This window comes from Bacteroides mediterraneensis (assembly GCF_900128455.1).
Classification (GTDB): domain Bacteria; phylum Bacteroidota; class Bacteroidia; order Bacteroidales; family Bacteroidaceae; genus Phocaeicola; species Phocaeicola mediterraneensis.
The window spans coordinates 550,266-571,078 of sequence record NZ_LT635783.1 but is presented as its reverse complement, the minus strand read 5'-3'; the positions used below and the strand labels follow the sequence as shown (position 1 = coordinate 571,078).

Annotated in this window: 17 protein-coding genes; 5 read left to right on the top strand and 12 right to left on the bottom strand. The window is 47.3% G+C overall.

Going from position 1 to position 20,813, the window contains the following annotated elements; all coding sequences use genetic code 11:
• Nucleotides 1–18: 18 nt before the first annotated feature.
• Nucleotides 19–1,419 (top strand): glycoside hydrolase family 28 protein, encoded by a 1,401-nt coding sequence (locus tag BQ7480_RS02330; RefSeq protein ID WP_072541556.1) that lies wholly within the window; start codon nt 19–21, stop codon nt 1,417–1,419.
• Nucleotides 1,420–1,532: 113 nt separating this feature from the next.
• Here BQ7480_RS02330 and BQ7480_RS02325 read toward each other — a convergent pair whose 3' ends face one another.
• From BQ7480_RS02325 to BQ7480_RS02315, 3 genes are all read right to left on the bottom strand, one after another.
• Complete coding sequence (locus BQ7480_RS02325; RefSeq protein WP_072541555.1) at nt 1,533–5,681, bottom strand: hybrid sensor histidine kinase/response regulator transcription factor; 4,149 nt, start codon at nt 5,679–5,681, stop codon at nt 1,533–1,535.
• Nucleotides 5,682–5,692: 11 nt separating this feature from the next.
• The gene (araJ, locus tag BQ7480_RS02320; RefSeq protein ID WP_022353502.1) at nt 5,693–6,877 is read right to left on the bottom strand and encodes an MFS transporter AraJ; all 1,185 of its coding nucleotides are present in this window, start codon (nt 6,875–6,877) and stop codon (nt 5,693–5,695) included.
• A gap of 90 nt (nt 6,878–6,967) precedes the next feature.
• Entirely contained in the window at nt 6,968–7,675 is a 708-nt protein-coding gene (locus tag BQ7480_RS02315) for a M48 family metallopeptidase (RefSeq protein ID WP_022353503.1), read from the bottom strand.
• A gap of 111 nt (nt 7,676–7,786) precedes the next feature.
• On the opposite strand from BQ7480_RS02315, the gene BQ7480_RS02310 reads away from it, so the two are divergent.
• A complete protein-coding gene (locus BQ7480_RS02310; protein WP_022353504.1) occupies nt 7,787–7,963 on the top strand; it encodes a DUF4250 domain-containing protein in 177 nt (58 codons plus the stop codon).
• Nucleotides 7,964–8,052: 89 nt separating this feature from the next.
• Here BQ7480_RS02310 and BQ7480_RS02305 read toward each other — a convergent pair whose 3' ends face one another.
• Complete coding sequence (locus tag BQ7480_RS02305; protein WP_022353505.1) at nt 8,053–9,060, bottom strand: class II fructose-bisphosphate aldolase; 1,008 nt, start codon at nt 9,058–9,060, stop codon at nt 8,053–8,055.
• A 345-nt stretch (nt 9,061–9,405) separates the two neighbouring features.
• Between BQ7480_RS02305 and BQ7480_RS02300 the strand changes: the two genes are divergently transcribed.
• A complete protein-coding gene (locus tag BQ7480_RS02300; protein ID WP_007564320.1) occupies nt 9,406–9,660 on the top strand; it encodes a type B 50S ribosomal protein L31 in 255 nt (84 codons plus the stop codon).
• Between the two features lie 288 nt (nt 9,661–9,948).
• On the top strand, nt 9,949–12,378 hold the full coding sequence (locus tag BQ7480_RS02295) for a glycoside hydrolase family 95 protein (protein ID WP_072541554.1): 2,430 nt from the start codon (nt 9,949–9,951) through the stop codon (nt 12,376–12,378).
• Between the two features lie 95 nt (nt 12,379–12,473).
• On the opposite strand, the gene efp is transcribed toward BQ7480_RS02295, so the two are convergent.
• Nucleotides 12,474–13,040 carry an elongation factor P gene (efp, locus tag BQ7480_RS02290; RefSeq protein ID WP_072541553.1) on the bottom strand — a complete coding sequence of 189 codons (567 nt, stop codon included), beginning with the start codon at nt 13,038–13,040 and terminating at the stop codon, nt 12,474–12,476.
• A gap of 189 nt (nt 13,041–13,229) precedes the next feature.
• Between efp and rpmH the strand changes: the two genes are divergently transcribed.
• On the top strand, nt 13,230–13,391 hold the full coding sequence (gene rpmH, locus BQ7480_RS02285) for a 50S ribosomal protein L34 (protein WP_007564314.1): 162 nt from the start codon (nt 13,230–13,232) through the stop codon (nt 13,389–13,391).
• 361 nt (nt 13,392–13,752) lie between these two features.
• Here the strand turns inward: rpmH and gpmI are convergent, their stop codons facing one another.
• From gpmI to asnS, 7 genes are all read right to left on the bottom strand, one after another.
• Complete coding sequence (gene gpmI / locus BQ7480_RS02275) at nt 13,753–15,267, bottom strand: 2,3-bisphosphoglycerate-independent phosphoglycerate mutase (RefSeq protein ID WP_072541551.1); 1,515 nt, start codon at nt 15,265–15,267, stop codon at nt 13,753–13,755.
• Between the two features lie 185 nt (nt 15,268–15,452).
• On the bottom strand, nt 15,453–16,445 hold the full coding sequence (gene tsf, locus BQ7480_RS02270) for a translation elongation factor Ts (protein ID WP_072541550.1): 993 nt from the start codon (nt 16,443–16,445) through the stop codon (nt 15,453–15,455).
• A gap of 118 nt (nt 16,446–16,563) precedes the next feature.
• Nucleotides 16,564–17,403 carry a 30S ribosomal protein S2 gene (gene rpsB, locus BQ7480_RS02265; protein WP_072541549.1) on the bottom strand — a complete coding sequence of 280 codons (840 nt, stop codon included), beginning with the start codon at nt 17,401–17,403 and terminating at the stop codon, nt 16,564–16,566.
• Nucleotides 17,404–17,614: 211 nt separating this feature from the next.
• Nucleotides 17,615–18,001 carry a 30S ribosomal protein S9 gene (gene rpsI, locus BQ7480_RS02260; protein WP_072541548.1) on the bottom strand — a complete coding sequence of 129 codons (387 nt, stop codon included), beginning with the start codon at nt 17,999–18,001 and terminating at the stop codon, nt 17,615–17,617.
• A 6-nt stretch (nt 18,002–18,007) separates the two neighbouring features.
• Nucleotides 18,008–18,469 (bottom strand): 50S ribosomal protein L13, encoded by a 462-nt coding sequence (gene rplM / locus BQ7480_RS02255; RefSeq protein ID WP_072541547.1) that lies wholly within the window; start codon nt 18,467–18,469, stop codon nt 18,008–18,010.
• A 289-nt stretch (nt 18,470–18,758) separates the two neighbouring features.
• A complete protein-coding gene (locus BQ7480_RS02250) occupies nt 18,759–19,250 on the bottom strand; it encodes a DUF4488 domain-containing protein (RefSeq protein ID WP_072541546.1) in 492 nt (163 codons plus the stop codon).
• A gap of 158 nt (nt 19,251–19,408) precedes the next feature.
• On the bottom strand, nt 19,409–20,812 hold the full coding sequence (gene asnS / locus BQ7480_RS02245) for an asparagine--tRNA ligase (protein WP_022352836.1): 1,404 nt from the start codon (nt 20,810–20,812) through the stop codon (nt 19,409–19,411).
• Nucleotide 20,813: the final 1 nt, after the last annotated feature.

Here is a 20,813-nt window from a genome sequence, read left to right as displayed (position 1 = left end):
ATAAATCCCATATACATTATGAAAACAAAAAATATTCTACTTGCACTACTCAGCATCTTCCTTCTCGGAGCATGTCACTCGCAGCAAACGGGGATTTACAACATTATGGACTACGGGGCTGCCGGTGACGGGGAAACGGACGATGCCTCAGCCATCCAGAAAGCCATCAACGCCTGCTCGGAAGCCGGAGGCGGCACGGTTCTCGTACCCTCAGGACATACCTTCCTTTGCGGATCGTTCAAACTGGCTTCTTATGTGGAGTTACAGCTGGCCCCTAATTCCCGGCTGCTGGCGAACCCGGATGAAAGCATCTATACCGAAAGTGCTTTCGGTGCCAACCGCGGAGAGGGAATGATGTGGATCAGCGGAAAAGACCTGAAAAACGTGTCCATCACCGGCACAGGAAGCATCGACGGTAACGGAGTAGCCTTCATGGGCAAGGAACTGGACGATTCTTATGAACTGAAGCCGGTGACGGACTTTGACCCGCGCCCACACGTACTCACCCTGACCAATATCGAGAAGCTGGTGATACGCGATGTGAACATCTGCAACAGTGCCTACTGGACAGTCCATCTGATAGGCTGCCGCAACGTCATGATTGACGGCATCAGTATCCTCAACAACCTCAAAATCCGGAACGGTGACGGCATCGACGTAGACCATTCCAAGGATGTGCGCATCTCCAACTGTTTCATTGAATCGGGCGATGACTGCATCTGCCTGAAAAACCGAAGAGAGTTTGAGGAGTATGGAAGCTGCGAAGATGTGGTCGTGACCAACTGCACCATGACTTCACGTTCCTGCGCCGTAAAAATCGGTTCGGAGAACATGGACAAAATCAACAACGTTTTGTTCACCAACTGCATCATCAAGGACAGCAACCGGGGAATCGGCATACAGAACCGTGACGAAGGTACGGTGACCAACGTGATTTTCTCGAACATGATTGTCGATTGCCGCTTCTTTTCCGACGTATGGTGGGGCAAGGCTGAACCCATTTATGTCACCTCCTATCCGCGGGCTGTAGGCAACCACAAAGACGCGGGATGGCGTTTCCCCAAAGGAGCCATGAAAGGCGCCTGCGGAGAAGTAAGCCGCATTTATTTCCACAACATCAAATGTACGAGTGAGAACGGAGTCTTTGTGGGTGGTGATACCCCCGACAAAATCAACCGGATTTACTTCGACCAGGTAGAAGTGAACCTCCATAAGCGGACAACCTTCGAAGGAGGAATCTACGACAAACGTCCTTGCGACGGAGAAGGTTTCCTGAAAGGCAAGACCTACGGATTCTTTATCCATACGGCTTCTGACATCCAGATGGAAGACTGCATGGTAAACTGGGGAGACACACGGCCCGACTATGCCGCAGAAGACGTACACCTGGAGAATACAGCCAGAATCATACAAAAATGACACTAGCTTAGTGCTCATAAACCACCCGTTGTGAAACGGTACATTTCTAAATTTCTTTTTTTTAGGCCGGAACTGCGCAACTCCTTGCGGGTTCCGGCTTCTTCTTTTCAGATTTAGGAATGTCCCATAGAACTTGGCAGGCAACCGAAACGCTGCTTGAAACATTTCGTGAAATACTTGGGATCATTGAAACCCACCGCATAAGCTACTTCCGACACATTGGCCTCTCCTTTTCTCTGTTCCAGCAACTGATATCCCATATCCAAACGGAAATTCTTCATGAACTGTCCAATCGGCATCCCGGCCAGATTCTGCATTTTCTGGTTCACCAGCGTCTTGCTATACCCCATATCGCGGATAAACGTATCCAACCCATACTCGGAATCGGCATAATGCCGCTTCATCAGCTCCATCGCCTTATCCATGAAAGTCTTGTCTCTGGAATCTTCAATCAATCCCAGCTCACTCACATCCGCCAGTGCAACCGGTTTGGAAAGTCTTTCCCGATAGCCACGCCGCAAAGCCAGAATGTTACGGATACGATATTTGAACACCTCCGCATCGAAAGGTTTACACAAATATTCATCGACCCCTACCGAATAACAAATCTTTTCATTCTCCTCCGAGCGGACAGCCGTCAAAATCAAGAAAGGAATGTGACTGCTTTCCAGGTTCTCCTTCACCCGCTTCGACAATTCCAGTCCGTCCATCTCCGGCATGAGCAAGTCGCTGATAATCAAATCGACAGAATGTTGCTTTATCACCTCCAAGGCCTTCAGTCCATTTTCAGCCTCCAGCAGCTTATAGTCTTTTTTCAGAAGCGAACGGATATAACGACGCATGTCATGGTTGTCGTCCACAATCAATACGGTAGCCTGTGCTGCCGAAACAGCCTCAGCCGTAGCACTCTTTTCGGGTGGAAGAACTGTTTCTCCAGCTGCATGGTGTTCCTCTGCAGGCATTTCTTTCATGGGTAGCAGAATCCGGAAAGAAGCTCCTCCAGACGGATTATTCCGGGCAGAGATAACCCCACCATGAAGTGCGACAATACGCTTACAGACATTCAAGCCGATACCGGTCCCGCTTTGTCCGAATACAGGGTAAGCCACGGCATTTTGTGCCTGGAAGAAGCTGTCGAACACCTGCGGAAGGTCCTTTTCAGGGATACCGCAGCCCGTATCCGATACAGCCAGATAGAGCTGTACCTTCCTTTCATCATCCACCACACGGGCCGCATACAAACGGATAGTACCGCCATCGGGTGTAAACTTCACCGCATTGGCCAGCAAGTTCGTCAATACCCGGTGAAGATATTGCGGATCGGCATTGACAGAAAGTCCCTGCAAGTGATAATACGTCTGCAACGTAATGTGGCGGTCCTTCGCAAACGTAACAAAAGGCAGAAGCAAATCGTCTATCATGGAAACCAAATCAAACGGATGCACATTCAACTTCACTTTCTCCGCATCGAGTTTCCGGAAATCCATCAGTTCATTCACCAAGGAAAGTAAATCCTCCACATTCCGTTCGGCAATTTGAAGCTGCTCTTTCACCTCCTCATCGGAAGTAAGCGACAGAGCCTGCTCAATGGGGCCGTGGATGAGCGTGACCGGCGTACGGAACTCATGGGTGATGTGCGTAAAGAAACGAATCTTTTCCTCGGCCATTTCTTCCACATGATGTGCCATGACCTCCAGGCTGTGATTCTGTACCTCCAGTTCGTGTGTACGCTGTGCCACCAACTGTTCCAAAACAACCTGCCGGCGTTTCAGCCGACGTACCTTATAACGATAGAAGAGAACAGAAAGGGAGCCCGCCGCCAGAAGAATCAGCGACCAGAACCACCAGGACTTATAATAATACGGACGTACCTGCAAGTCCAGCCTCAACGTATCCTGCTGCCATTCTCCCTCCGGATTGGTGACCTGTATTTCCAGCCGGCAGTTTCTCGACGGAAGCGAGGGCAGTACCACCACTGGATTCTGTGCCGGAAGTTCCGTCCATTTTCCACCGTCTTCCTCCGCTCTGTAACGGATACGGACAGCCTCATTATAACCATATTCATGAGTCGTCAGAGCCAGTTCCAGTTTGTCTCCCTCCTCCAGACCAGCCACACAGTCCTGTGTCCAATACTCCCATTCTCCGTCATTGATGCGACATGAAGAGATGGCGATTGAACGCTCGTTGGTATGTGGAGCGATTCTTTTAAGAAACACCTCATACAACCCATGGTCCTTTCCACAATACAATCGATTGTGTCTCAAAGAAAAATGCAATGTATTCACATCGTAATCGCTATCCAAGAGGCCGTCGGACTTGCCGTAGGAGACAAACGTACCTTCCGCTACCCGCAAACGGGACAGCCCGTTATCCGTCGCAATCCACAAGTTCCCTTTGCTATCTTCCGACAATCCATACACCGAATTCTCAGCAAAGCCCTCTTCTTTGCCATAATGCTTGAACCGGAAACGGTTTCCTTCATCCGAAACCAAACGATACAGTCCCGTGCCCTTTCCTCCCAGCCAGATTCTTCCCTGACTGTCCTGAAAAACCACGTTGATTTGCTCCACTTGCGTGGATTTGGCATCATCGAGTTTGTAGCGCAAATAAATATAATTGAAATGTTGACGAGAACGTGCAAAAGAAAACAAGTCCACCACAAACAGCCCCTCAGAAGTACCTACCCACAGGCGCCCCTTGTAATCGACGCACAACGAACCGATTGACTTGAACTCCGACACCGCCGCACGAAAATCCACCCGACGGAACCGCTCCTGTCCTTTGTCATAAAAAACCAGCCCATGCGTGGTGCCAAACCAGATACCCCGGTTGATGGAATCTTCGGCCGCACTCATGATAAAATCATCCTCCAGACCGGGAACCTTCCCATTGGAATGCTGGCGGAACGACGGTTGCGGCTTATTCAAATCCAGTTCACTGATGCCTGCTCCCCACGTATATACCCACAGGTGATTATCCCTGTCAATCAAGAGTCCGTTCACATTGTTCGAAAGAATAGACGCCGGATTCTGCGGTATGAAAGCATAATGCTTTACAGCCTCCGTCACCGGATTCATCTGATAAAGCCCTCCTTCAATCGTTCCAATCCACAAGTTCCCCGTCTTGTCCTCTGTAATGGCACTGATTTGGGGTGTACGCCCTTCCGACAATTTCCAAGGGATATCTCCCAATCGGGACACCTCCAGCCTGCGCGAACGGTACAGGAGATTCACACCCCCGTCCTGCGTGCCAGCCCAGATATCCTGTCCATCGACAAACAGGCAACCAATGGTGTTGGAATTCAATCCGCCTTCATCCGGAGCCTCCAGACGGCGGATAAAGGAAAACGAGTCGGAAGCCCGGTTATACACATTCAGCCCGTTAAAGGTAGAGACAATCAGATGCCCGTCCGACGTCCGTTTGATATCTGTAATATAAGCCTGACTGAGCATCCCTTCCCGGTGTGAAGAATACCGATAACGCTTCAGACTTCTTGTGGCCCGTCCGTAGCGGAAAAGTCCACGGTTACTTCCTATCCATAGGAAATCACCATCCACCTGCAAACAGGAAATACGCCAGTCATCGCTGAAAGGCACAATGTCATCCGAAAGCAACTGCTTTTCGAGCACATTGCCGCCTTTTTTCATAATCCAGTAAAGCTGGTTCCCTATACCGGCACAAAGCCCTCCTTCCAGTTCTGCCACGGCGGAAATGGAATTATCCGGCTGTCCCTGCATCCGATAACATCCCGTAATCTTTCCGTCATCACCCAGCTCCAGGCACCACAGCATCTTGTCGGTTACCACCCAGACATCTCCATTCGAGGCCTGCACAACGGAACGTACGAACGAAGCGAACAAAGCTGAGAGTTCCGGGAACTCCTCTCCCCCCAACCTCGACAGGGATAATGGCATCCCCGTCTGCAGGTCTATCAAATCCAATCCGGCACCCGAACCTACCCAAAGCCTCTTGTAACGGTCCTCACACACGGCATACACATAATCTCCTTTCAAGCGATACAAGGCCTTTTCCACCCCATAGGTCAGGAAGCGGTAACCGTCGTAACGTGCCAGTCCGTCCTGAGTGGCAATCCAGACGTAACCATACGAATCTTTTATCACGGAAGTTACCGAGTTATTGGGTAAACCCGACTCTTCCGTAAGATGATAGAAATGGTATTGCGAGAAGAAAGTATCTTTTGCTTCCAGACGAAAAGAACATCCTCCCAGCCATATTATCAAAGTCAACAAAAGCAATCTCATAGTATATTGTTTTATGATACAACCGTATCTGTCGTTTTTCTTTTCAGAAGGCACCTGCGCTCCCGCCTGATATACCAAGTGACGCAAATCCATCCCAAGGCCACCACAAAGACTCCCACCAGTGCCGGATACCGGTAACCCAGTCCGGCGTCAATCGGCAGTCCTCCGGCGTATGCCCCAACCGCATTTCCCAGATTGAACGCAATCTGCACGCAAGCGGCTCCCATCATCTCACTCCCACGGGAATTCTGCAACAGCAACAGCTGCTGGGGAGGTGACACGGCAAACAGGGCAGCCGCACAAACAAACATCAGCAAGACGGAAAGCCACGGCACTCCCGCAAAGAGGAAAGTACCCAGCAAAGCCAGCATCATGAACACTTGCGTGAACTGTACCACAGGGGCCAGCCCGTACAAATCACCGCAACGTCCGCCAATCAGGTTACCGAGGGTCATTCCCAGTCCGGCCAGCATCATAATCCACGTCAGACTTTCCGGCTGGAACCCAGCTTCGTGCAGCATCTGCGGAGTGACATAGCTGAACCAACAGAACACCCCTCCGTTGCCGAACATCGTGGTCAGAATGATAAGCCACGGAGCCAGATTACGGAGAAAGCGGAACTGTCCCTTCAGTCCCGTGTCGGGCAAAGCCGGCAGCGAAGGAATCCACTTCCACACCAGATAGAACACCAGCAGTCCCCAACACGTGTTGAACAAGAAGGGGAAACGCCAGGAGAACAATGTGCTCAGCAACGTGCCGAAAGGCACACCGAACAAATTGGCTATGGTCATACCCGCAATCATCAGTGCCACAGCCTGCGAGGTCTTTCCCTTATCGGCCACTTTCTCGGCCACAATGGACCCCACTCCAAAGAAGGCTCCATGAGGAAGTCCCGACACGAAACGCATCAGCAACAGCATCCAATAGCCCGGCGAAAGTGCCGCACAGAGATTTCCTATCACATAAATGGCCGCCAGCCCCAGCAATATCTGCTTCAGGGGCCGTGTACGGGCAATCAACACCGTCAACGGAGCACCCACACACACACCGATGGCATACGCCGAAATAAAATGCCCCGCCTGGGGAATACTAATACCTAAATCACGAGCTACATGGGGAAGGATTCCCATCATGACAAATTCGGCGATGCCCAGCCCCAATGTGCCGGAAGCCAACGCCAACAAACTCTTTTTCATTCAAACAATCTTTTTTACCTAACCTTTTCCGATGCAAATTTACATCAAAAAAGTGTATAAAAGACACAATATCCCTTCTTTTTAAATGTCTCAGAAAGAAGGATGAAACCGACGGAGTTCCGCACGCAGGCGCAAGGCCTGTCCAGCCGTCATATCGTTCAGCAATTCCCAAAAACGGGGACCATGGTTCATCTCCCTCGTGTGGGCCAGTTCGTGCAGGATGACATAATCAATCAGGTGGGAAGGTACCAGCATCAGATAGCAGGAAAGACTGATGGTGCGGGCCGACGTACAACTGCCCCACCGCGAACGGGCACCCGTAATCCGCACCTTCCGGTAGGTGAGGCCGAAACGTTCGGCCCATACTTTCAGCAAGGGAGGCAGAAATTCCGAGGCCACTTTCTTCAGGGCCCGCACAATGGCTGCCCGTACCAGCTTCTGCACGGCCTCATCCGAAAAATCGGTGTGTGCCGGACAAAATACGGTCACCTCGCCCGAGGGCCGTAGCCGTACGGTAAAACATTTCAACTGGCTGGGTTCCAGCGACAGTCGGAAACAATCGGCTTCTATCCGGAAATTAAAGTCCAAGGTCTGCTGGGCCACCCGGCGGAAACGCTCCAGTAAATCTGTCCGGAACTGTTCCAGCGTGGCCAACACTTTATCGGTCTTGCTGTAAGGCGGCACCGTGAGATACAGGCCGTCGGGCTTCACACGCATCGTGATGTTTCTTGCCCCGCGTCGGGTGGCAATCACAATGCGACGGAAATCTTTATCTTCTATCACTCGTTTAGTTGACATAGCCTTGCAAAGATAACAAATAAATTATCAATAGAATAAGTACAAGGAAACAATAAAAGCCGTAACTTTGCACCCCGAAAAAAGAAGAATCCGTAAAAACAAGTTCAGAATATGGAATTACCCAAAGACCCGATGATGCTGTTCAGCTTCATCAACATGAAATTGAGAGACTATTATCCTTCACTCGACGCACTCTGTGCCGATTTGAACGTGAGCAAGGAAGATATCGTGAACCGTCTGAAAGCGGTGGGATTCGAATACAACCCCTCGCAGAACAAGTTCTGGTAAAAAAAGAATGCAAACAAATGAAAAGGCTGCCTCCCGAAAGGGAAGCAGCCTTTATTCATTTTATCAGGTGTGATAAGTATCAAACACGATTAGCACTGAGCCAACTTGTTGTCAGAACCCAATACGTTGATGATTTTGTGCTTGTAAAGTTTTTCCATGTTGTCACGAGCCGGGCCCAGGTATTTACGCGGGTCGAATTCAGCCGGTTTTTCAGCGAATACTTTACGGATAGCAGCAGTCATAGCCAGACGAGAGTCTGAGTCGATGTTGATCTTGCAAACTGCAGATTTAGCAGCCTTACGCAACTGGTCTTCAGGAATACCGATAGCAGCTTCCAGCTTGCCACCATATTTGTTGATAGTGTCCACTTCTTCCTGAGGAACTGATGAAGATCCGTGAAGAACGATAGGGAATCCCGGAAGTTTTTCCATTACAGCGTCCAGTACAGCGAATTCCAATGGAGGAGGAACCAGACGACCAGTAGCCGGATCTACGTGGCACTGTTCAGGTTTGAACTTGTAAGCACCGTGAGAAGTACCGATTGAGATAGCCAATGAGTCGCAACCTGTACGAGTAGCGAAGTCGATTACTTCTTCAGGGTTAGTATAAGTGTGGTGTTCTGCAGAAACTTCATCTTCTACACCGGCCAATACACCCAGCTCACCTTCAACTGTTACGTCGAACTGATGTGCATAGTCAACTACTTTCTTAGTCAAAGCTACGTTTTCTTCGTATGGCAGATGAGAACCGTCGATCATTACTGAAGAGAATCCCATGTCGATGCAAGACTTGCACAGTTCGAATGAATCTCCGTGGTCAAGGTGAAGCACGATTTCAGGATGTGCACAACCCAGTTCCTTTGCATATTCTACAGCACCTTCTGCCATGTAACGCAACAAAGTCTGGTTAGCATAGTTACGAGCACCTTTAGAAACCTGGAGAATTACCGGAGATTTTGTTTCTACAGCAGCCTTGATGATGGCCTGCAACTGTTCCATATTATTGAAATTGAAAGCAGGGATAGCATATCCACCTTTGATTGCTCTGGCAAACATATCTCTTGTGTTCACCAAGCCTAACTCTTTGTAATTAACCATTTTTGTAAGTTTTATAATTGTTAGTAATTAATTCCACCTGCAAAAGTAACAATATAAAAAGAATTAGCAATATCCTGAATCGGAGATTTTCTGTCTTTTCTTGAGGCAAATCAATTTTAACCGGAATATTTACCAAAAGATGCGGTAAGGATGCAAAGTAGATGTGACAAAAACCGCCCACCTATATTATAAAAGCCTTTGACTGACAGAATAATTTTTTCGGCTATTTCTTTTTAGTTTCAAAGAAATAGCGTATCTTTGCAACCCGAAATAGACCATTACACACTTTATCGGTGTTACCACATATTTATTTGTCAATAATAACAACAAAAAGTATATACTAAAATGAAAAAAGGCATTCATCCTGAAAACTACCGTCCGGTAGTATTTAAAGACATGTCAAACGGCGACATGTTCCTGTCTCGTTCAACTTGTGCTACGAAGGACACAATTGAATTCGAAGGAGAAACTTATCCGTTGGTTAAGCTGGAAATCTCTAGCTCATCTCACCCGTTCTACACTGGTAAGTCTAAACTGGTGGATACAGCAGGACGTGTGGACAAGTTCATGAGCCGTTATGCAAACCACAAGAAAAAATAATTGATTATTTTTCGGGAAAAATAAAGAAAGGCCTTTCCATCGCGATGATGGGAAGGCTTTTTTTGTAGACTTTCGTCGACCTCTGAAGACTTTTGACACCCCGCCAAAAACGCCTTTACGTTTCGGTCAAAACGCACTTGTGTTTTCCTTCAAACGCACTTGCGTTTCAAGTCAAACGCAAAGGCGTTTTTTTCACCCCTTTTTTCCATGTTTCAGGCCAAGTTTTTGCCCGTACGGGATTTTCTTAATAACTTGCGGTTGTTAATTTTCTTTATTCACACATACACTATGAAAAGTATTTCTATCCGTAAATGGAAAGGCATTGCGGTAATGGCCTGTACCATTTCATTACACGCATTCTCACTTTCCGCACAAAACCGGCTGGTGCTGCACTACGACCGACCGGCGGAATATTTTGAAGAGGCTCTGGTCATCGGAAACGGTACGATGGGAGCCATTCTTTACGGAGGCACGGACAAGGATGTCCTCTCCCTGAACGACTTGACACTATGGACCGGCGAACCCGACCGGAAAGTCACTACTCCCGATGCCTACAAGGCAATTCCAGAAATACGGGCCTTGCTCGATAAGGAAGACTACCGCGGCGCCGACCTTGCCCAACGAAAGGTGCAGGGACATTACAGCGAAAACTACCAGCCCTTGGGGCAACTCTCCCTCACGTATCTGGACGAACCGGCACAGGTGACCGGCTACCAGCGGAGCCTGGACATCCGGCAAGCCCTCGCACGGACCAGCTACCAGCGGAACGGCAAAGCTTTTTCCTGCGACTATTTCGCCTCGGCTCCCGACTCCGTGATTGTGCTCCGCCTGCAGACAGAAAGCGAAAAAGGCATTCAGGCACTTCTTTCTTTCACCTCACTCCTGCCCCATTCCACCACGGCTTCCGGCAATGAAATCTCGGCCGAAGGCTATGCAGCCTATCATTCGTATCCGGTATATTTCGATGACGTGAAAAACAAGCACCTGTACGACCCGGAACGGGGTACGCATTTCCGCACGCTGATTCGGGTCATCGCCCCGGAAAGCCAGGTAAAGAGCTTCCCGTCGGGGGAACTGAAGATAGCGGGCGGAAAAGAGGCCCTGATTCTGGTAGCCAACGTGACCAGCTTCAACGGTTTCGACAAGGACCCGATGAAAGAAGGCCGTGACTACCGGAACCTGGTGGCACAGCGTATGGACCGGGCGGCACGGAAATCGTTCGAGACACTCGAAAAGGCGCATGTGGCCGACTACCAGTCGTTCTTCAACCGCGTAGAGCTGAACCTCGGAAGCACGGACAAAACCATCGCCAACCTGCCCACCGACATACAGCTCCTGCAATACACGGACCAGTCGCAGAAGAATCCGGAACTGGAAGCCTTGTATTTCCAGTATGGCCGCTACCTGCTCATCTCCAGCTCGCGCACACCGGGTGTGCCGGCCAACCTGCAGGGATTGTGGAACGAACGGCTCCTTCCACCCTGGAGCTGCAACTATACCAGCAACATCAACCTGGAGGAAAACTACTGGGCCGCCGAGACAGCCAACCTGAGTGAGATGCACCGTCCGCTGATGGAATTCATTGCCAACCTGCAACATACGGGAGAAGCCACAGCCAAGGCGTATTACGGTGTACAGAAGGGATGGTGCCTGGGACAGAACACGGACATCTGGGCCATGACCTGCCCCGTGGGACTGAACGTAGGCGATCCGTCGTGGGCCTGCTGGACCATGGGAGGCGCCTGGCTGTCGACTCACATTTGGGAACGTTATGCCTTCACACAAGACAAGGCGTTCCTGCAGCAATATTATCCGGTGCTGAAAGGGGCGGCTGAATTCTGCTTGAACTGGCTGATTGAGAAGGACGGCAAACTGCTCACCTCACCGGGCACTTCGCCGGAGAACAAGTTCGTGACACCCGACGGGTATGTCGGTGCCACATCCTACGGCTGTACGGCCGACCTGGCCATGACCCGCGAATGCCTGATTGATGCCGCCAAGGCTGCCGAAGCGCTCGGTACGGACAAGGACTTCCGGAAACAGATTGACAAGACCCTGGCCCGTCTGCTGCCCTATCGGATAGGAAAGAACGGCAACCTGCAGGAATGGTTCCACGACTGGAGCGACGAAGACCCGCAACACCGTCACCAATCGCACCTGTTTGGTCTGTATCCCGGTCGCCATCTGTCGGTAGAAAACACACCCGACCTGGCCAAGGCTTGCGCCCGTACATTGGAAATCAAGGGCGACAACACCACCGGTTGGAGCACCGGTTGGCGTGTCAATCTTTATGCCCGCCTGAAAGACGGTAAGAATGCCTACCACATCTACCGCCGTCTGTTGCGTTACGTCAGCCCGGACGGTTACAAAGGGAAAGATGCCCGCCGCGGAGGAGGAACTTATCCGAACCTGCTCGACGCCCACTCTCCGTTCCAGATTGACGGCAACTTCGGAGGTTGTGCCGGCGTGATTGAGATGCTCATGCAGTCGTCTGAAAACAGCATCACCCTGCTTCCGGCCCTTCCGGAAGAATGGAAAGACGGCAGCGTGAAAGGAATCTGTGCCCGTGGAGGTTTCGTGGTCGACATGGAATGGAAAGACGGCAAGGTAACTTCCCTGTACATCCAGGCCCGAAAAGGAGGCAAGACAAAAGTCTGCTTCAACGGAAAGACCCGAACCGTCAACTTGAAAGCGAACAAAGGTATCCAGCTCTTGTAAGCTGAAGGTATCAATACGCAGAAAGCCGCACTGGAATGTCCAATGCGGCTTTCTTTTTATCTTTTGAGAATGATTTCTCTGACAAATCTATCTTATCAAGCTTTTACACGACCTACGTATGAACCGTCACGAGTATCCACTTCGATAATTTCGTCCTGGTTGATGAACAACGGCACACGTACAGTAGCACCTGTTTCTACAGTAGCCGGTTTGGTAGCGTTGGTTGCTGTATCACCTTTCAGACCCGGTTCAGTGTAAGTCACCTTCAACTGTACTTTTACCGGCAGTTCAGCGAACAGGATAGTTTCAGTAGAAGCATCAGAAACCACTTCCACCACCATTTCTTCTTTCAGGAAATCCACACCTTCAATCAGGTCGTGAGCGATGGGCACCTGTTCGAAAGTTTCCTGGTTCATGAAGATATAGTCTTCACCTTCTTTATACAGATACTGGTAAGGACGACGTTCTACACGTACATCTTCCAGTTTTTCACCGATGTTGAAACGACGTTCCAATACGTATCCGTCTACCACATCTTTCAGCTTTGTACGCATGAAAGTGTTTCCTTTACCCGGTTTTACATGCAGGAAGTCAATGCAGAAATACAATTTGCCATCCATACGGATAGCGGTTCCGATTTTAATGTCTTGAGCATTAATCATAACTTAAATCCTTTTATTATTATGTTATAGTTGATTTATCCTCTGAATACGGTTGCAAAATTAATCTAAATCACGAAAAAACGCAAAAAGATTTGTCTAAAAATGATTTAGCACTTTGATTATTAAAAAAAAGTCACTAATTTTGCAGCCCGAACGCATGGAATAATAACATAAATAGTATATACGAAAATGAAAAGAACATTCCAACCCTCTAACAGAAAGAGAAGAAACAAACACGGTTTCCGTGAAAGAATGGCTACCGCTAACGGTCGCCGAGTATTGGCAGCACGTCGCGCTAAAGGCCGCAAGAAATTAACTGTATCTGACGAATACAACGGAGTTAAAGCTTAATCAAGCACTCTGTTTGACAGAAAAGCCGCAAAGTAATCCTTTTTTTTACTTTGCGGCTTTTTATTTTCTTTCCTGTCAGATTTCGGCAAGAAAACAGGACAGTCTCTGAAAGACGGAATGTTTGCGATTTCATCCTCTTCTATCCAGTTTCCACGAGCAAGCCGTATCACACTCATCAGGCAAGAAACCACACATCGCCTCCCAAACGGCGAACCGTCCAGTGCTTCCGCTGTCCCCTCCCCATTCACAAAGTCTCATCAGGTATACGGTGTGACCACAAGGCATAAAAAAAACGGACTTCACCACTTTTCCGCAGTGAAGCCCGACTTTTATCTGGTTCTCTTGAGGATTCTCAGACAGCTTATTTAATCAGGTCATGACCTGTCATTTCTGCCGGCTGGGCCATACCCAGAATGTGCAGGATAGAAGGAGCTACATCGGCCAATACACCGTTTTCTACCTTGGCATCCTTGTTTTCAGTTACGTACACAAACGGAACCGGGTTCAAAGAGTGAGCTGTGTTCGGTGTACCGTCAGCATTCAAAGCATGGTCGGCATTTCCGTGGTCGGCAATGATGATGACTTCATAACCGTTTGCCTTGGCAGCTTCTACTGTATCTTTCACACAGTTGTCGATGGCAACTACTGCTTTTTCGATGGCTTCGTAGATACCTGTGTGACCTACCATATCACCGTTGGCATAGTTTACCACGATAAAATCATATTTCTGTGTACCGATGGCTTCTACCAGTTTGTCTTTCACTTCGTAAGCACTCATTTCCGGTTTCAGGTCATAAGTGGCTACTTTCGGTGACGGAACCAGGATACGGTCTTCATTGGTATATGGAGTTTCACGTCCACCGTTGAAGAAGAAGGTAACGTGTGCATATTTTTCTGTTTCTGCAATGTGCAGCTGTGTCTTACCGTTGTTGGCCAGGTATTCACCCAATGTGTTCTGTACGTTTTCCTTGTCGAAAAGAATGTGTACGCCCTTGAAAGAAGCATCGTACGGAGTCATACAGTAGTACTGCAATCCTGGGATGGTCTTCATGCCTTCTTCCGGCATATCCTGCTGAGTCAATACGATAGTCAGCTCTTTCGCACGGTCGTTACGGTAGTTGAAGAAAATCACTACATCGCCTTCCTTGATGGTACCGTCGAAGTTGGCATTGACAATCGGTTTGATGAATTCGTCGGTCACACCTTCGTCGTATGATTCCTGCATGGCCTGTACCATGTCAGTAGCCTTCTTACCGATACCGCTTACCAGCAAGTCGTATGCTTCTTTCACACGTGCCCAGCGTTTGTCACGGTCCATCGCATAGAAACGTCCTACGATAGAGGCAACCTTTCCGGCTGATTTCTCACAATGCGCAGTCAGCTGTTCGATGAATCCTTTACCGCTCTTCGGGTCAGTGTCACGACCGTCCATGAAGCAGTGGATGAATGTATTTTCCAGTCCGTATTCTTTTGCAATGTCACACAACTTGAACAAGTGATCCAAAGAAGAGTGAACACCGCCGTTAGAGGTCAGTCCCATGAAGTGCATGTTCTTGCCATGCTCTTTTGCGTATGAGAAAGCAGACACGATTTCTTTGTTCTTCAGGATACTGTTGTCGGCACAAGCACGGTTAATCTTCACCAAGTCCTGATATACGATACGTCCGGCACCGATGTTCAGGTGGCCTACTTCAGAGTTACCCATCTGTCCGTCGGGAAGACCTACATTTTCACCACTGGCCTGCAACTGTGAGTGAGGATAGGTAGCCAGCAGGCTGTCCCAGTAAGGAGTCGGAGTATTGAAGATTACATCATCTTTCTGATGGTCGCCACATCCCCAACCATCCAAAATCATTAAAAGCGCTTTCTTTGCCATAATCTATTTTGTTTAAAAGTTAGAATTTCATTCTATGTTTTCCGACAGCAAAAATACAAAATATCCAGCTTGAAAGATTACTTTTCCTGATAATAATCAATAAAAAACGGCTGCTTGAAACAAACAGCCGCAAAACAAATCGGGCATGCAAAACTGCATGCCCGAAAAAGGATATCGAATAATGATTATTCAGCACGTAAAGTGAAACGCTTGAATTCTGTAATAGCCAATTCAGGATCAGCTTCCTTCAATACATCAGCTACAGTCTTCTTCGGCTCCATGATGCTTTCCTGGTTCAACAGACAAACTTCCTTCAAGAATTTGCCCAGACGACCTTTCGCAATGTTCTCAATCATAGCCTGCGGCAGATTGGCAGCCTTTTCAGCAGCTACAGTTTCTTTGATTTCCTTAGCCTTAGCTACGTCTTCAGCAGAAATCCAGCCCTTTGCCATGTTGCTTTCCATGTGCTCTTCGCTGTCTACGTGAGCCGGGTTGATGCCAGCTTTCTTCAAAGCAGCTTCTACTGCCTTCTGAATCTGTTCAGCTTTAGTCTTTTCGATAGCCACGTTAATTTCTTCCTGTTTTACAGCTTCAGGAACACCGGCTTCATCAATAGCAATCGGGTTCATAGCTGCAATCTGCATACAAATTTCGTGAGCGATTTTTTCATCACAAACCTTGTTGAAAGCTACGATAGTGCAAAGCTGGTTCTTGTTCATGTGGTTGTAAACAGCTGTACAAGCGCCAGATACAAAGTTATAGCCATCCAATTCAGTCTTTTCACCTGTGATACCGCTGCGTTCTACGATTGCGTCAGCAATTGTACCGCTACCCATCGGCAGAGCTTTTACTTCATCCAAAGTCTTGCATTTGTTAGCGATAGCCGCATCCAGAATAGCCTGAGTCAGCGCTACGAAATCAGCATTCTTAGCCACGAAGTCAGTTTCACACTTCAAAGCAATCATTGCTGCATAGTCGCCAGTTGATTTTGCCAATACACAACCTTCTGAAGTTTCACGGTCAGAACGTTTTGCAGCTACAGCCTGTCCTTTTTTACGGATAATTTCTACTGCTTTGTCGAAATCGCCTTCAGCTTCTGTCAAAGCATTTTTACAGTCCATCATACCAGCTCCCGTCATTTTACGGAGCTTGGTGATATCAGCCATACTTACAGCCATAATAATATCTTTATTTTGAGTTAATAATATGCATAAAAACAAAGTTGAGAATTGAGAATTGAGAATCGAGAATACAGTCTTCCCAATTTTCAATTTTCAATTCTCAACTTACTTTATATTAAGCTTCTTCTTCGTCCTTGTTCATGAAGGCAGCTGCTTTAGAAGCGTTGATGGCTTCTTCTTCAGCCTTGTCCATGCGAGCCTTAGTAGATTTTTTCTTTGCAGCTTTCGGTGCGTTTTCACCTGCAGCTTCCATATCTACTTTTTCAGCTTTTCTTTCTTCCAGACCTTCTGCCATTGCAGCGCAGCAAGCATCCAAGATAACTTCTACAGACTTAGTAGCGTCATCATTTGCCGGAATAACGAAATCAACGTTTGTCGGGTCAGAGTTTGTATCTACGATAGCAAATACAGGAATACCCAAACGGTTAGCTTCGCGAACTGCGATGTTTTCTTTCATTACGTCGACTACAAACAATGCAGACGGCAGACGAGTCAAATCAGCGATAGAACCGAGGTTCTTTTCCAATTTAGCGCGCTGACGAGAAATCTGCAGGATTTCTCTCTTTGACAGGTTAGAATAAGTACCATCGTTAGTCAGTTTATCGATAGTAGCCATTTTCTTCACAGCCTTACGGATTGTCGGGAAGTTTGTCAACATACCACCCGGCCAACGTTCGATAACGTACGGCATGTTTACAGAAGCAGCTTTCTCAGCTACTACCTGTTTAGCTTGTTTCTTAGTAGCAACGAACAGGACTTTCTTTCCTGATTTTGCGATTTGTTTCAAAGCTTCAGCAGCTTCATCAACTTTAGCAACAGTTTTGTTCAAATCGATGATATGAATACCGTTGCGTTCCATGAAAATATAAGGAGCCATTGCAGGGTTCCACTTTCTTTTAAGGTGTCCGAAGTGGCAACCAGCCTCCAATAATGTATCAAAATTTACTCTTGACATTGTTTTTAATTTTAATCGTTTACTTTCTTTTTTGTTTATTGAACCAACTGTCCGGTAGTCTTTCCGACAAATGCTTGCAGGAAGAATCCTGGCAGTTTAGATACTAAACGCTTCTTTAGGTGACGAGGTATCAGTTGACGAGGCAACAAGGAAATAATCCATAAGAGAGAGTATCCTTGCCAACTTGTCCCTTATCCAACTTGTCCCCTCGTTAACGTTTACTGAACTGGAATCTACGACGTGCTTTCGGACGTCCCGGTTTCTTACGTTCAACAGAACGAGAATCGCGAGTCATGAAGCCTTCTGCACGAAGAGCTTTCTTGTCTTCGGGGTTGATTTTAACCAGTGCACGAGCGATAGCCAGACGCAAAGCCTGAGACTGACCAGTGAAACCGCCACCACACAAGTTTACTTTGATATCATATTTTTCAGCCACTTCCAATTTGTTCAACGGCTGTTTAACTACATACTGCAGAATCGTTGATGGAAAGTACTGTGCAAGGTCTCTCTTGTTAATAGTAATCTTTCCTGTACCTTCGCTTACGAAAACGCGAGCAACTGCGCTTTTACGTCTGCCTAATGCATTTACTACTTCCATTCTTTATTATTTAAGTGAATTAATATCGATTACTTTCGGAGTCTGAGCTTCGTGTTTGTGTTCACTTCCTTCGTAAACATACAAGTTGCCCAGCAACTTAGCTCCCAGACGATTCTTAGGAAGCATACCTTTAACTACTCTCTTCATCAATTTCTCAGCGCCATTCGGTTTTGCCATCAGACGAGCCGGAGTAATTTCACGCTGACCACCAGGATAACCTGTATAGCTCAGGTAAATCTTGTCAGTCATTTTCTTACCTGTAAATTTCACTTTGTCTGCGTTAATGATGATTACGTTATCACCGCAGTCTACATGAGGGGTGAAGTTAGGTTTGTACTTACCTCTCAACAACTTTGCAACTTTCGCACCGAGACGGCCTACAACCTGATCGGTAGCATCCACAACAACCCATTCTTTCGTTGCTGTTTCCTTGTTTGCAGAAATGGTCTTGTAACTTAAAGTATCCACTCTTAAATCTTTTTTAAAATGTTAACTACTAAAAAACAAATTCCTCCCGCCCTACTCTTCCCGGACAAAGAAGAATAAAGCACTCAGAATTAAAAATTTATCACTAGTTGATAATAATCGGCTTGCAAAGGTACGGCTTTTCTTTTAACCGACAAAGATTTTAAGTTTTTTTTTCGCGGGATAAACGGTTGATTATGAATAGCGACTCTATGCCCAAAAACAAGAAAGGCGGTATCCGGACCTCATCCCGGAACCGCCTTCCTTCTTTATTCTTCATTTTCGGATTTCCTTATCTCAGTTCATCACCCGGGTAAACCGGCGACATTTCGACTTTCTTCCAAATTTCATGACACCACGAATCAATCTCATTTCCATTGGCGTCATTTTTCAGGAAATATTTCACATACATCAACGTTCCGTTTTCCTTCAGTTCGAAATGCATTTCATTCTTTCCCCCGTTTAATTGTGGAAGATGTACGTTTTTCTCTACATATTCTGTATAAAGGCCCTCATTGTTGATTTCGTAGGTACCATACCCCAGAATCACAGCCCCCGTCTGCATCATCAGCAGATTCGTAAAATGCCCGTCATCTGAAAGAATCTTCAAGGAATTACTTGTCTTAAGTTCACCGGGAATATCCGGAGAATTAGAACGATAAAAACACATCTGCCATACCCCATGTAAAGTGATTGGAGTCTTCTCCTGTACATCCTGAGCCATCGAATTGCCGACAGCCAAAAGCATTAGAAATGCCATCAGAAAGAAATAACGTATTTTCATAACTTAAAGTATTAGAATTACTCGTTAGGTTACCTACAAAATTATAAAATAATTTGAAAATCACGCATTTTATGCACTTTTTTCTACCCAAAACACATAAAAAAAAGTCATTCCGCTTGGAATGACTTTTTTTCTCCTTACAAAAATATTATTTACGCTTAGAATTCGGCATTTCTCGGGGTACGTGGGAACGGAATCACGTCACGGATGTTCGACATACCAGTCACAAACAACAGCAAACGTTCAAAACCCAGCCCGAAGCCTGAATGAGGACATGAACCATACTTACGGGTATCCAGATACCACCACATGTCTTTCATCGGAATATGCAATTCCTGGATACGGGTCAACAGTTTGTCGTAGTCTGCCTCACGCTCTGAACCGCCGATAATTTCGCCAATCTTCGGGAACAATACATCCATTGCGCGTACGGTCTTTCCGTCTTCGTTCTGCTTCATATAGAAGGCCTTGATTTCCTTCGGATAATCCGTCAAAATAACCGGACGTTTGAAGTGCTCTTCCACCAAGAAACGTTCATGTTCTGAAGCCAAATCCACGCCCCAGTAAACCGGGAATTCAAACTTGTGGCCGTTAGCTACTGCTTCTTCCAGAATCTTGATACCTTCCGTATAGGGCAAACGCACGAAAGACTCTTTCAAAACTCCTTGCAGACGTTCAATCAAGCCCTTATCAAACATGTCATTCAGGAACTTCACATCGTCGTAACAGTTGTCCAAAGCCCACTGTACGCAATATTTAATGAATTCCTCTGCCAAATCCATGTTGTCATTGATGTCATTGAAAGCCACTTCCGGTTCAATCATCCAGAACTCAGCCAAGTGACGCGGTGTATTGGAGTTTTCGGCACGGAAAGTCGGTCCGAACGTATAGATAGCTCCCAAAGCAGTAGCTGCCAGCTCACCTTCCAACTGTCCGGAAACCGTCAGACTGGTCTGTCTTCCAAAGAAGTCATTGTCATAAATGATAGAACCGTTCTCATCCTTCTTCAAGTCATAAAGGTTCATGGTCGTTACCTGGAACATCTGTCCTGCTCCTTCGCAGTCGGAAGCGGTAATCAACGGAGTATGGAAATAGAAGAAACCTCTTTCATGGAAGAACTTATGAATGGCGATTGCCATGTTATGACGGATACGGAATACAGCACCAAACGTATTCGTACGCGGACGCAGATGAGCGATTTCACGTAAGAATTCCATGGAGTGTCCTTTCTTCTGCAACGGATAAGTATTGTCGCAAGTACCCAGTACCTCAATTTCACGCGCCTGGATTTCGGCAGCCTGACCGGCACCGACTGACTTCACCAGTTCTCCGTTCACGCTCAGACATGCACCGGTGGTAATCAGCTTCAGCAGTTCCTCGTCGAAATTAGCCAGATCAACCACAATCTGCACATTATTTATAGTAGAACCATCATTCAACGCAATAAAGTTTACTTGCTTGCTACCACGGCGAGTACGTACCCAACCCTTCACATTGACCATCGCTCCAAAATCTTCACGCTTCAGCAGGTCAACAATTTTTGTTCTACGAATTGTTTCCATT